Source organism: Streptomyces sp. NPDC057939, assembly GCF_042887545.1.
Taxonomy (GTDB): Bacteria; Actinomycetota; Actinomycetes; order Streptomycetales; family Streptomycetaceae; genus Streptomyces.
Window position 1 is genome coordinate 60,748 of record NZ_JBHVPG010000039.1, and the last position, 11,884, is coordinate 72,631.

The window sequence follows — 11,884 nt, forward strand, 5'->3', positions numbered from 1 at the left end:
GCCGCTGCCGCCCGTTCGGGGCGGAGGGGTCCGTCCGGCGGTCACGGGGTCGGGGTCGGGGCGGTTGTCGTGGTGAGGGGTGGGGGCGGGGTCGTCGGGGTCGGGGCCCGGTCGCCCTCCGGGTCGTCGCCCGGGCCCGCGGGCCGGGCCGGGGTGGGCGGGCCCGGGCGGGCCGAGGCGACGGCGGCCCACAGCACCCACACCACGGCGACCAGGGCCCGCACCCAGGCGGGGCTCAGCGGGGTCCAGGGGATCATCAGGACGGCCTTGTCGAACGCGTCGAGCAGGGTCAGGGCACCCAGGAGCAGGGTCAGGCGCGCCAGCCAGGGGCGCTCCGCGCGCAGGACCAGTCCGGCGCCCGTCCACCAAAGGCCCAGGAGCAGCAGGGCGAGCGCGGGGACGAAGGTGTCCACGAGGGGCATCGTGGATCCGGCGACGTCCAGGGCCAGCCCGGCGAAGCCCAGCAGGGAGGCTGCCGAGCCCAGTCGGGAGCCGGCCAGCCGACGCCGCCACAGCACCCCGCCGACCAGCAGCAGGACGGCGGCCACTCCCAGCGCGAGCTGGGTCTCGACGCGCTCCAGGCCGCGGGCCCCGTACCAGTCGCAGCCCGCCGGGAGTTTGCGCGCCTGGACGTTGTAGTCGGCGCAGACGAGCAGTTGGGCGAGCTTCACCGGTTCGCCGACCAGCCGGGCCGAGGCTCCGTCGACCTCGCCGCGGGCGGCTCCGCACTGCGGGAGGGTGGCCGGGGTGGAGCCGTCGGGTCCGTCCTGCCAGCAGTTGCCCCTGCCCTGGCCGTCCCACCACACGTCCGTGCCGTTGGGGCGGGAGGCGCCGGACTTGTCCTTGCCGAGGACGTTGCCGGCGTACCGGTTGTGGTGGGAGGTGTCGGTCTGCTTGGACCACTCCTCCTCGCCGCGGATGAAGGCGGGGGCGGCGCTGAGGAAGAAGCCCGCGCGCTTGTGCCCGTACACCCAGTTGTCCTCGTACAGGTTCCAGTTGCCGCCGGCGGTGATGATGCCGGTGCCGGGAGGCATGGAGATCTGCGGGCAGACCACGCCCTGCTCGTAGCCGCGTTCGGCGGGCGGTTTGGCGCAGGTGCCGTCGGCGACGTGGCGGTAGTAGTCCTGGTTGTTGTCGTGGATCAGGTTCCGTTCGAACCGGGCGTGGTTCTGCGGGAGGCCGGGGTGACCGGGGAAGGCGCTGTCCATCGAGGCGCCGCCCATGTTCTGGTCGAACTCGTTGTCGTGGACCCAGACGGAGTCCCCGGCGGTGCCGGAGTAGCCGACCATGTTGTGGTGGCTGCGGCAGCCGGTGATCTCTATGGAGTAGCGGGGGACGTCGTAGCCGCGGCCGTCGTTGATGTTGGAGGCGCTGCCGGGGTAGATGCCGGAGTCCCCGTTGCCGTACGACTCGCAGTTCTTGTAGAGGCCGTGGTCGCTGGCGAAGGTCAGGAAGCCGTACTCGTCGTTCCAGCGGGTCAGGACGTCGTCGATGACGAAGCCGTCGCCCGCGAGGACGTACAGCGAGTTGAAGGTGGTGCGCTGCGCGGTGAAGTTGCGGAAGTAGATGCCGTTGGAGCGGTCGGCGCGCAGGCCGTTCAGCTTCTGGTACTTGGCGTCGATGACGACGTCCGTGCGGGAGGCGCCCGTGCCCTCGATCTGCAGGTCGGTCTTGCCGAGGATCGCGACGAGGTTCTGGTTGTGGCGGCACCGGGCCTGCTGCTCGTAGGACAGGATCTGGTAGCCGAAGGAGGAGTTGGGGGCCTTGAGGGTGGCGCACTCCCCCGTCGGTTTCGGGAGCGAGGGCTCCTCCTCGTAGAGGCCGGGGAGGATCGCGATGTTCATGCCGGGGCGGTCGACGGCGTCGACGGCTTCCTGGAGGTGGCGGTAGCCGCTCTTCTCGCACCGTTCGTACAGGGCCAGGTTGCGTTGCCGCAGGGCGTCGGGGAAGCCGGCCGTGCGGCGTTCGAAGGCGGCCCGGTCGGTCTTGCAGACGAGCAGGTCGGGCTCGGCGGAACGGTACTGCGGAACGGATCCGGTGCCGTCGGGGAAGGTGACGGGGCGCTCCTCGTGCGCGCGGGCGGCGGGCGCGGCGACGAGGAGGGACAGGAAGGCGAGGAGGGCGGCGAGGAGCGCCGCCGGCACGGCAGGGAACCTGCGGGTCCACGACATGCGCGAGAGAGTAGAGCAATGTTCATCTTTTCGGATCCCCCTCTGCGGGAATCCGTCCGACCCCCTGTTCGGGCGAGGGGGCGTTGACGGCGGGGTCGCGGAATCCTACTGTCAGGCATAGGATTCCTTCGACGGAGCGGGAGCAGCACATGAGTGAGCAGGCCAGGAAGACGGCGGAGGCGCTGGAATACCTCACCGGCTTCGGAAACGAGCACAGCTCGGAGGCCGTGCCCGGCGCTCTCCCGCACGGCCGGAACTCGCCCCAGCGCGCCCCCCTCGGCCTCTACGCCGAGCAGCTCAGCGGCAGCGCCTTCACCGAGCCGCGCGCCGACAACCGCCGCTCGTGGCTCTACCGGATCCGCCCGTCCGCCGCGCACCCGTCCTTCGCCCGCGTCGACAACGGCGCCCTGCGCACGGCGCCCTTCACCGAGGCGGTCCCCGACCCCAACCGGCTGCGCTGGAACCCGCTGCCCGACCCGGCGCCCGGCACCGACTTCCTGGCCGGTCTGTGGACCCTGGGCGGCAACGGCGACGCCGCCCAGCGCAGCGGCATGGCCATCCACCTCTACGCCGCCGACGCCCCGATGACGGACCGGGTGTTCAGCAGCTCGGACGGGGAGCTGCTGATCGTCCCGGAGCGCGGCGGCCTGCTGCTGCGCACCGAGTTCGGCCTGCTGAGCGCCGGCCCCGGCGAGGTGGCCCTGATCCCGCGCGGGGTCCGGTTCCGCGTCGAACCGCTGGACTCCGCGGGCGGGCCCGCCCGCGGGTACGTCTGCGAGAACTACGGCCGCCCCTTCGAGCTGCCCGACCTGGGCCCGATCGGCGCCAACGGCCTCGCCGCCGCGCGCGATTTCCGGGCCCCGGTGGCGGCGTACGAGGACAGCGAGCGCCCGACCGAGGTGATCAACAAGTTCTGCGGCAACCTCTGGTCCGCGACGTACGACCACTCCCCGCTCGACGTGGTGGCCTGGCACGGCACGCACGTCCCGTACGTGTACGACCTGCGCCGATTCAACGTCATCGGGTCGATCAGCTACGACCACCCGGACCCGTCGATCTTCACCGTGCTGACCTCGCCCTCCGACACCCCCGGGCTCGCCGGCGTGGACTTCGTGGTGTTCGCGCCGCGCTGGCTGGTCGGCGAGGACACGTTCCGACCGCCGTACTTCCACCGAAACGTGATGAGCGAGTACATGGGCCTGATCGAGGGCGCGTACGACGCGAAGGCCGAGGGCTTCGTCCCCGGCGGCGGCTCGCTGCACAACATGATGTCGGCGCACGGCCCGGACCGGGAGACCTTCGACAGGGCGAGCGCCGCGGAGCTGAAGCCGCAGAAGATCGACGACGGTCTGGCCTTCATGTTCGAGACCCGCTGGCCGATCACCGCCACCCCGCAGGCGGCCGACGCGGACCACCTCCAGCGTGCGTACGACGACGTGTGGCAGGGTCTCGAACGCCACTTCCGGGCCTAACATGCGCATGCGCGAGCAGGAGCGGGGGCGGCGGGGCGGCGACGGGCGGGAGCCCGGTCCCCCGGCACCGCCCGCGCTCCCGCCCGCGCTCGCGCCGCGCACCGCATGACGTCCAGCCAGCCGTACGGAGAACCACCCGTGACCGCCTTCGCTCCCGACTCCCTCGTACTGAACCGGAAGCTGCCGCTCTGGTATCAGGTGTCGCAGTCCCTGCGCGCCTCGATACTCGGCCGCACCCCGGACGCCTCGCTGCGGCTGCCGACCGAGGAACAGCTCGCCGAGCACTACGGGGTGAGCGTCCTGACGATGCGCCAGGCGCTCAAGGAGCTGGAGGGCGAGGGCCTGATCAGCCGGCACCGGCGGCGCGGGACCTTCATCGAGCCGGGTGCGCGGCGCAGCGCCCCGGTACGGCTGCTGGGCTCGGTGGACGCGATCGTGGCGCAGCAGTCCGGCGAGCGGACGACGATCCTCGGCCACGAGCGCACCCCGGTGTCCGGGGAGCTGCTGGAACACTTCCCGGACACTCCGGAGGTGGTCACGTACCGCAGGCTCCGCTACGACGGCGAGGACGACGAGCCCTCGAACTGGGCGGAGAACGCGGTGCGCCCGGACCTCGCCGAGCGGGTGGACCTGGCCGACCTGGCGCGGTGGCCGATGACCAAGGTGCTGCGCGACGTGGTCGGCGTCCGGATCAGCCGGATCACGGACACGGTCGAGGCGCGGCTGGCGGACCCCGTGACGGCCGAGTTGCTCGGGGTGCCGCTGCTGAGTCCGATCCTGCACTACACGGGCGTCACCTACGACCAGGACGGACGGGTGGCCGACGTGGCCCGCATCCGGTACCGGGGCGACCGGTTCTCCTTCACGGTCACGGTCGACGCGCCCTGAACCCCCGGCCCCCGAACCCCGGCCCCGGACGCGCCCGGGACCCCGTCGCCCCCGCCGTCACCTCCGGTCGTCGTCGTCCGCCGTGCGCTCGCCCTCGGCCTGGGAGGGGGTGGTGCGCACGGTCTGCGGGTGGCGCTGCTTGCGCTGGGTCTCGTCCATGTCCTCGTCGAGGCGCTCGCCCTCGGCCTGCGAAGGCGTCGAGTACTCGTCGTACTGACTCATGGCCGCTCCTCCGTCGATGCGGATGGGCACACATGCCGCATGTACCCCCATAAGGAGCGTAACGCTTCGGCCAGGACGGGGCCCGGGCCCGTGGGGCGTCGCTACCATCTGCCGGGTGAGCGCTGAGACACCGCCGCCGAACCCGCTGCTGGACGATCTGATGCCCTGGGCCGTGGGCGGCCTGCGCCTGGGCCGGGACTGGATCGCGGCGCCCGACGCGGCCACGTTGCGGGCCCGCTGGACGGCCCTGACGGGCGCCGAAGGGGCCGAGCGGGAGCGGCTGTTCCGCCCGTCCCGCAGCCGTACGACCGCCTCCGGCGCCGCCGCGCTACCGGGGCAGCGTTCCGCGACGGCACGGTTCGCCGACGCGCCCGGCCCCTTCCCCGAACCCGTACGGGTGCTCCGTGCCCCCTTCGACGAGCAGTGGCTGCTGCCCGACCAGCGGCTCATCGACGCGGCGCGGCCGGAGCTGTGGCGGGTCCGGGACGGCTACCAGCTGTTCGCGGTGGAGACCCCGGAGCTGCTGGTCACGGCGCACCTCCCGGCGGGCCGGCTCGGCCGGATCCGGCCGCTGCACCGGCGTCCGGGCGGCGCCGAGCCGAATCTCGCGCCGGGTCTGCTGCCCCTGCTGGGCGAGCGTCACGGCGGCTGGGTCACCCCGGAGGACGTACTGTGCTGGATCCTCGCGGCGGGCCGCCCGGGGCCCCGGGGGTACGAGATTCCCCTCGCGGCCGATCCGGAGCGCTGGCGGGCCGGGCTGGAGCTGGGACACCGGCTGCTGTCGGTCCAGCTGCGCGGGGCGCGGGGCGGCGAGCCACCGAGGCTGCCGGGCGGGCGGCGACCGTACGTCCGGGCGGCGGTCACGGGATGGCCGGACGGCCTCGGGTACGACCCGCAGACGCAGACTCTGACCCTCGGGGACGGCGTCGTCTCCCCCGTGCCGGCCGAGGCCTGGGAGTACGAGGCCCAGGGGGTCCGCGTGCTGGAGGCGTGGTTCGCCGCCCGGTGCGCGCACCGGACGCCGGACGCGGACGGGCTGGACGCGCTGGGCCCCGCCCGGTGGCCGCAGGCCTGGACCTCGGAGCTGCTCGCCCTGGTGACGACCCTGGCGCTGCTGGCCGAGCTCGCCCCGGAGCGGGCCGCGTTCACCCCGGGGCCGCTGCTGCCGGCCGCGGAACTCGTGGCCGGCGGGGTGTTGCCGCCGCCGCGCTCCGCCCGGCGGCCCGCTTCCGTGCTGGACCACCAGGAGGAGGGCCCGGGCGGCCAGTTCGCCCTGCTCTGAGCTCCCGTTCCGTTCGCGTACGGGTACGAACGGGGGCGAACCGCGGAGGCCGCGGCCCCTTCGTGGTGACAGGTCGGGGCGTCCCGGGATAGGGATCGGTGTCATGGACACCGACTCGCACCCCCGGCCCGAGCACGAACCCCACCCCCGCCCCCGGCCCGACGCGCGCGCCGAGGAGCCGCTGCCCCTCGCCGGCCTCACCGTCGTCGCCGTCGAGCAGGCCGTCTCGGCCCCGTTCGCCACCCGGCAGCTCGCCGACCTCGGCGCTCGCGTGATCAAGGTCGAGCGTCCCGACGGCGGGGACTTCGCCCGCGCCTACGACACCGCCGCCAACGGCCTGGCCTCGCACTTCGTCTGGGCCAACCGCGGCAAGGAGTCCCTGACGCTCGACCTGAAGGACCCGCGCGGCCTGGAGGTGCTGCACCGGCTGCTCGACGGGGCCGACGTCTTCGTCCAGAACCTCGCGCACGGGGCCGCCGCCCGGCTCGGGCTCGACGCGGCCGCGCTGTGCGCCCGCTACCCGCGGCTGATCGCCGTGGACATCTCCGGCTACGGCCCGCAGGGCCCGTACGCCCACAAGCGGGCCTACGACATGCTCGTGCAGTGCGAGGCGGGCCTGGTGTCGGTGACCGGCACCCCCGACGAGCCGGTGAAGGCGGGAATCCCGGCCGCGGACATCGCCGCGGCCATGTACGCCTTCTCGGGCGTCCTCGCCGCGCTGGTGCGCCGCGGGATCACCGGGCGCGGCGGCCCCGTCGAGGTGTCGATGCTGGATTCGCTCGCCGAGTGGATGGGGCATCCGCTGCACCACACGATGCACGGCGGGGAGCAGCCCGCGCGGACGGGCCTCGCACACGCGGTGATCGCGCCCTACGACGCCTACGCGACGGCGGACGGGGACCGGGTGCTGCTGTCGGTGCAGAACGACCGGGAGTGGCGGCGGCTGGCGCGGCAGGTACTGGATCGGCCGGACCTGGCCGAGGACCCGGCGTTCGCGACCAACGCGGCACGCACCAAGGGGCGCGGGCGGACCGACGCGGTGGTGGCCGGGGCGCTGGGGCGGCTGGGGGCGGACGAGGCGGTCCGGCGGTTGGAGGCGGCGGGGATCGCCTGCGCGCGACTGAACTCGGTGGCGCAACTGGCAGGGCATCCGCAGCTGGCGGCGCGTGACCGCTGGCGGGAGGTGGACTCTCCGGTGGGCCCGCTGCGGGCCCTGCTGCCGCCGATCGGGCTGCCGGGCGGCGCGGCACCGCGCATGGGAGCGGTGCCCGCGCTCGGTCGGCACGACGAGCCCCTGCTGCGCGCCCTGGGGATGACGGGCGCGCAGATCGCGGAGCTGCGCCGGGACGGTGTGATCGCCGAAGGCCGGGGAGACGCCGGCGAGTAGGGACGTGGGCCGGGTGCGGCCGGAGCGGCCGGCTGCACTGCGGGGCAGTTACGAGCGGCGGCTGCCGAAGAGCGTGCGCCGCAGCCTGCGCAGCGGGGCGAAGAGCGCGACGCGCGCGCTCCGGCTCCGCTGGACGTGCGTGTGGTCGCGGGACGTGAGCTCACGCATCAGCAGGGTCGCCTCGGCGGCCTCGTGGTGCGGGACGGCGGGGCCGCCCAATACCGCGAGGTGGCGGTCGAGGCGCGAGCTTGTCGCCTTGCTGCCGCAGGTGATGGCAGGCACGCGGGGCGGCCTGCTGCGCATTGCTATCTGTTCCATGTCTCTCCCCACCCGTACGAGGGCACCCGGCCCGGGCAGGTTAACCCTATCGCCCCCGCGTCGCGCTCGGGTATCCCGGTGGTGTGAATTACCCCTGTCCTTACGGGTAGTTGACGATTACTCAACGGAGTCGACCGTCACTCTCCGCACAAATCGGCCGACTTGGGGGGTCTTGTGGAGAGTGGTGTCACGACAGGGGCCGCGCAACGCGTCCTGCGCTAACTTGGAGTGATCGCCCGGTGACGCATGGGGGTACGCGTGAGTGGGAACGAAAGCGATGACGCCGCGCGTGTCGTCGCCGGAAGGTACCGGCTGCTCGGCCCGCTCGGCCGTGGGGGCATGGGCATCGTGTGGCGGGCCCGCGACGAGGTACTGGGTCGCGAGGTCGCCGTCAAGGAGGTGCGCGCGCCCGCCGGGATGGACGCGGCCGGGATGGCCCGCATGTACCGGCGCCTGGAGCGGGAGGCCTGGGCGGCGGCCCGGGTCTCGCACCGCGGGGTCGTCACGGTCTACGACGTGGCGACCGAGGACGGCCGGCCGTGGATCGTGATGGAGCTGGTGCGCGGGCTGTCCCTGGCGGAAGTGCTGGAGGCCGAGGGGCCGATGAGCCCGCAGCGGGCGGCGCACCTCGGTGAGCAGGTCCTCGCGGCGCTGCGTGCCGCGCACGGGGCGGGAGTGCTGCACCGGGACGTCAAGCCGGCCAACGTGCTGCTGGCCAACGACGGGCGGGTGGTGCTGGGCGACTTCGGCATCGCGAGCCTGGAGGGCTCCAACGCGATCACGATGACGGGCGAGGTCGTGGGCTCCCCGGAGTTCGTGGCTCCCGAGCGGGCCCTCGGCCGCGACCCGGGGCCCGAGTCGGACCTGTGGTCGCTCGGGGTGCTGCTGTACGCGGCCGTGGAGGGCGTCTCGCCGTTCCGGCAGGACACCCCGCTGTCGACGCTCCAGGCCGTGGTGGACGGCGAGTTGCCGCCGCCCCGCCGGGCCGGACCCCTGGCGCCCGTCCTGGAGGGGCTGCTGCGCAAGGACCCGGACCTGCGACTGGACGCGGCGGAGGCCACCCGGATGCTCCGCGTCATCGGAGCGGGCGGCGCCGTACGGGACTCCGGCGGTCCGACGGCCGGGCCCGGCGGGACGGCGGCCACCGCGGTGCTGCGCCAGGAGGGCGGCGGCGGTCCGTACGGCGGGGCGACGCCACCGATGCCGGTACCCGGGCCGGGCCGCGCGGGCGGACCCGGGCCGGACGGTGGACCGGCCCCTCGGGAGGGCGGCGCGGGGGTGGTGCTGACCCTCGGCATCGCGGTGCTGCTCGCGGCCCTGGGGGTGCTGGCCTGGTTGCTGCTCAGGGACTCCCCGGGCGGTGACGACGGCCGGGGCGCGGGGGCGGTGACCCCCTCGGCGTCGGCCCCGACCTCCGCGGCCCCCTCCGTCCCGTCCTCCGCGCCGACCTCTTCGGAAACGGACGCCGCGCAGGCCGTCACCGTGTACGCCCACACCCTGCGCGCGGCCTGGGCCGGGAACTGCCCGCCGCCGGCGGCGGGGGCGCCCGCCTTCACCGCCACCCTCGAAGTGACCCGTACCCCGGCCGTGCTGGAGTACCGCTGGACCACGCGCGGCGGGTCGGTCGCGGGCGAGGAGTGGCAGAGCCTCGCGTACGAGGAGGGCGGCCCCCGGACCCGCCAGCTCTTCCACACGGCGACCGGATACCGGGCGGGGGCGACGCTGGACGACGCGGTGCGGATCGAGGTGCGGCAGCCGGTGCGGACGGAGTCCGCGTGGCTGGGGTTCTCGGTGGCCTGCGCGGCGCCCTCACCGACGCCGACGCCGACGCCGACACCCACCCCGACGCCGACCCCGACGCCGACGGGCGGATCGCCCTCGGGCTCCGGGACGCCGGACCCGTCGGAGTCACCGGATCCGACGCCCTCGGGGGCGTCGGATCCGGAGCCGGCCGCCTGAGGAGCGGCCCGCGGGCGTCAGGCCTTGGAGCTGAAGGCGGGCAGGTAGCCCCCGGACTGGCCGGCGGCCGTGGGGTGGTACGACTCGCCGATGTTGAGCCAGTTGAGGCTGTGCAGCCACGCGTTGCCGGAGCAGATCTCGTGGCCGGTGAAGGCTCCGGCGACCGAGGCGTAGGTGAAGCCGTGGTCGGCGGCGCGCTTGGCGATGGCGGCGTTGAGGTGGTCGGCCGCACCGTTGATGGCGGAGCGTTCGCCCTCGGTGAGGCCGGTGGTGCAGGTGCCGTTCAGCTTGTAGAAGCGGGGATAGCCGATGACGACCACCTTGGCGCCGGAGGCGCGGCTGCGGATGGAGTTGTAGACCTGGTCGAGTTGGCCGGGCAGGGTGGAGTCGACGTATCCCTTGGCCTGGTTGACGCGGTTGACGCAGGTGGACTCGGACTGGAGCACACAGGTCGTCATGACGTCGGCGAAACCGGCGTCGTTGCCTCCGATCGTGATGCTGACGAGGTCGGTGCCGGAGTTGAGCGGCGCGAGCTGGTTGGCGAGGACGTCACCGGTACGGGCGCCCGAGCACGCGGTGAAGGAGAAGGTCTGCGGGGAGTGGGCGGCGGCCCACAGGGCGGGGTAGGCCCGGCTGGTGCGCTTGCAGTTGCCGCTCCCGCTGTCGTAGTTGCCGGCGCCGACGCCGGAGGAGTACGAGTCGCCGAGGGCGACGTAACCGAAGTCGGCCTGGGCGGCGGCCGCCTGGCCCGCGCCGAAGAGGGCGGCGCCCGCGGCGAGGACCAGGGAGGAGGCGAGTGCTGCGAAGCGCGACATTCTCATGCTCATGTGTGCGGCTCCTTGTGGGGGTTACTCCTGAGTCCGTGGTACAAGCAGCCGGGGCTTTCTGGAAGCGTTCATGCCAAGAATGTTCGGGGTGGGAACCGGCCGGAATCTTTACTCCCGATGCGTTTGAAGAGGGAATTCGGGCACTCGTTCCGGCGAAACACAGGTGCAGGAGGCCAGTTCGTGCCGGATCATGGGCGCCATGCCAGCAGACCCGCATGCCGCGCTGCCGATCCGGCTCAATGTCGATGACAGCGACTCGCCGTCGGACGTGGTCGACGCGTTGTTCCTGGGCCGCTTCGCGTCCGGCGAACAGCCCTACTCGCAGAGCGTGTCGATCGAACGGGTGAAGGCCGAGGCGACGCTGCTGCCACCCCGGGCGACCGTCCTTCGCTCCGCGCGCGACACCGACCGCAGCGCGACCCTCGCCGAGGGCGAGGGCTGGACGCTGCTGGTCTCCCGCTGGAGCCGCGGCGCCGACGTGACCGTGACGGCGGTCAGCGACGAGGTCGCGGAGCGGGTCCTCGGAGAGGCCACCGAGGGGGCGCAGGACGAGCCCGAACCGCAGCCGGAGAACGTCACCATGGGCTTCTGGTACGTCTCCCCGCGCCGCGGCCCCTACCGCACCACCCGGCAGATCTCGGCGGGGACCTGGGACGAGGTCCGCCCCAACTACACGGCCCCGGTGGCCGGGGCGATGGACCGGCTGATGAAGGTCACCCCGGACGACATCGCCGGGCGCCTGCTCCTGCTGCACGGGCCGCCCGGCACCGGCAAGACCTCCGCGCTGCGCACGCTGGCCCGGTCCTGGCGGGACTGGTGCCAGGTGGACTGCGTCCTCGACCCGGAGCGGCTGTTCAACGACGTCGGCTACCTCATGGACATCGCGATCGGCGAGGACGAGGGCACGGCCAAGGGCCGGTGGCGGCTGCTGCTCCTGGAGGACTGCGACGAGCTGATCCGCGGCGAGGCCCGGCACACCGCCGGCCAGGCGCTGTCACGACTGCTGAACCTGACGGACGGTCTGCTGGGGCAGGGCCGCAACGTCCTGGTCGGCGTCACCACCAACGAGGACCTGGAGCGGCTCCACCCGGCGGTGGTCCGGCCGGGCCGCTGCCTGGCCCGCATCGAGGTGGGTCGGTTGACCCACGGGGAGGCCGTGGACTGGCTCGGCACGGACGAGGGCGTGTCCCGCGAGGGCGCCACCCTGGCCGAGCTCTTCGCCCTCCGGCGCGGCACGGGCCCGGCCGCCGTCCTGCCGGCGCAGACCCACGACAGGGAAGCGGGCCTCTACCTCTGACGCCGGGGCGCCCCGGGGAACCTGAACGGTGGCGGCCACGCACCTGCCCGTACCGGGCGCG

The 11,884-nt window shown here is 73.7% G+C and carries 10 protein-coding genes; 6 read left to right on the forward strand and 4 right to left on the reverse strand.

The window, feature by feature from the left end:
- Positions 1–41 precede the first annotated feature (41 nt).
- Positions 42–2,171 (reverse strand): right-handed parallel beta-helix repeat-containing protein, encoded by a 2,130-nt coding sequence (locus ACFVS6_RS31355; RefSeq protein ID WP_389709162.1) that lies wholly within the window; start codon positions 2,169–2,171, stop codon positions 42–44.
- A 149-nt stretch (positions 2,172–2,320) separates the two neighbouring features.
- Between ACFVS6_RS31355 and hmgA the strand changes: the two genes are divergently transcribed.
- Together hmgA and ACFVS6_RS31365 are read left to right on the forward strand one after the other, a co-directional pair.
- Positions 2,321–3,643 carry a homogentisate 1,2-dioxygenase gene (gene hmgA, locus ACFVS6_RS31360; RefSeq protein ID WP_389709164.1) on the forward strand — a complete coding sequence of 441 codons (1,323 nt, stop codon included), beginning with the start codon at positions 2,321–2,323 and terminating at the stop codon, positions 3,641–3,643.
- A 138-nt stretch (positions 3,644–3,781) separates the two neighbouring features.
- Positions 3,782–4,531, forward strand: coding sequence for a GntR family transcriptional regulator (locus ACFVS6_RS31365; RefSeq protein WP_389709166.1), 750 nt, complete (start codon positions 3,782–3,784; stop codon positions 4,529–4,531).
- A gap of 57 nt (positions 4,532–4,588) precedes the next feature.
- Here ACFVS6_RS31365 and ACFVS6_RS31370 read toward each other — a convergent pair whose 3' ends face one another.
- A complete protein-coding gene (locus ACFVS6_RS31370; protein WP_389709168.1) occupies positions 4,589–4,753 on the reverse strand; it encodes a hypothetical protein in 165 nt (54 codons plus the stop codon).
- A 160-nt stretch (positions 4,754–4,913) separates the two neighbouring features.
- Here ACFVS6_RS31370 and ACFVS6_RS31375 point away from each other — a divergent pair, with 160 nt between their 5' ends.
- Positions 4,914–6,035, forward strand: coding sequence for a type ISP restriction/modification enzyme (locus tag ACFVS6_RS31375; RefSeq protein ID WP_389709208.1), 1,122 nt, complete (start codon positions 4,914–4,916; stop codon positions 6,033–6,035).
- A gap of 103 nt (positions 6,036–6,138) precedes the next feature.
- On the forward strand, positions 6,139–7,422 hold the full coding sequence (locus tag ACFVS6_RS31380) for a CaiB/BaiF CoA transferase family protein (protein ID WP_389709169.1): 1,284 nt from the start codon (positions 6,139–6,141) through the stop codon (positions 7,420–7,422).
- 48 nt (positions 7,423–7,470) lie between these two features.
- Here ACFVS6_RS31380 and ACFVS6_RS31385 read toward each other — a convergent pair whose 3' ends face one another.
- On the reverse strand, positions 7,471–7,740 hold the full coding sequence (locus ACFVS6_RS31385) for a hypothetical protein (RefSeq protein ID WP_281205829.1): 270 nt from the start codon (positions 7,738–7,740) through the stop codon (positions 7,471–7,473).
- Between the two features lie 246 nt (positions 7,741–7,986).
- Between ACFVS6_RS31385 and ACFVS6_RS31390 the strand changes: the two genes are divergently transcribed.
- A complete protein-coding gene (locus ACFVS6_RS31390) occupies positions 7,987–9,699 on the forward strand; it encodes a serine/threonine-protein kinase (protein ID WP_389709171.1) in 1,713 nt (570 codons plus the stop codon).
- A 17-nt stretch (positions 9,700–9,716) separates the two neighbouring features.
- Here ACFVS6_RS31390 and ACFVS6_RS31395 read toward each other — a convergent pair whose 3' ends face one another.
- Positions 9,717–10,520: an SGNH/GDSL hydrolase family protein gene (locus tag ACFVS6_RS31395; protein WP_389709210.1), complete on the reverse strand. Its 804-nt coding sequence runs from the start codon at positions 10,518–10,520 to the stop codon at positions 9,717–9,719.
- 205 nt (positions 10,521–10,725) lie between these two features.
- On the opposite strand from ACFVS6_RS31395, the gene ACFVS6_RS31400 reads away from it, so the two are divergent.
- A complete protein-coding gene (locus ACFVS6_RS31400; RefSeq protein WP_389709173.1) occupies positions 10,726–11,823 on the forward strand; it encodes a DUF5925 domain-containing protein in 1,098 nt (365 codons plus the stop codon).
- Positions 11,824–11,884 lie beyond the last annotated feature (61 nt).

What these genes read in the sequence shown, in the direction of transcription:
- ACFVS6_RS31355 (WP_389709162.1), bottom strand. Translation starts at nt 2,171, where the DNA reads ATGTCGTGGACCCGCAGGTTCCCTGCCGTGCCGGCGGCGCTCCTCGCC.
- hmgA (WP_389709164.1), top strand. Translation starts at nt 2,321, where the DNA reads ATGAGTGAGCAGGCCAGGAAGACGGCGGAGGCGCTGGAATACCTCACC.
- ACFVS6_RS31370 (WP_389709168.1), bottom strand. Translation starts at nt 4,753, where the DNA reads ATGAGTCAGTACGACGAGTACTCGACGCCTTCGCAGGCCGAGGGCGAG.
- ACFVS6_RS31375 (WP_389709208.1), top strand. Translation starts at nt 4,914, where the DNA reads ATGCCCTGGGCCGTGGGCGGCCTGCGCCTGGGCCGGGACTGGATCGCG.
- ACFVS6_RS31380 (WP_389709169.1), top strand. Translation starts at nt 6,139, where the DNA reads ATGGACACCGACTCGCACCCCCGGCCCGAGCACGAACCCCACCCCCGC.
- ACFVS6_RS31385 (WP_281205829.1), bottom strand. Translation starts at nt 7,740, where the DNA reads ATGGAACAGATAGCAATGCGCAGCAGGCCGCCCCGCGTGCCTGCCATC.
- ACFVS6_RS31390 (WP_389709171.1), top strand. Translation starts at nt 7,987, where the DNA reads ATGGGGGTACGCGTGAGTGGGAACGAAAGCGATGACGCCGCGCGTGTC.
- ACFVS6_RS31395 (WP_389709210.1), bottom strand. Translation starts at nt 10,520, where the DNA reads ATGAGAATGTCGCGCTTCGCAGCACTCGCCTCCTCCCTGGTCCTCGCC.
- ACFVS6_RS31400 (WP_389709173.1), top strand. Translation starts at nt 10,726, where the DNA reads ATGCCAGCAGACCCGCATGCCGCGCTGCCGATCCGGCTCAATGTCGAT.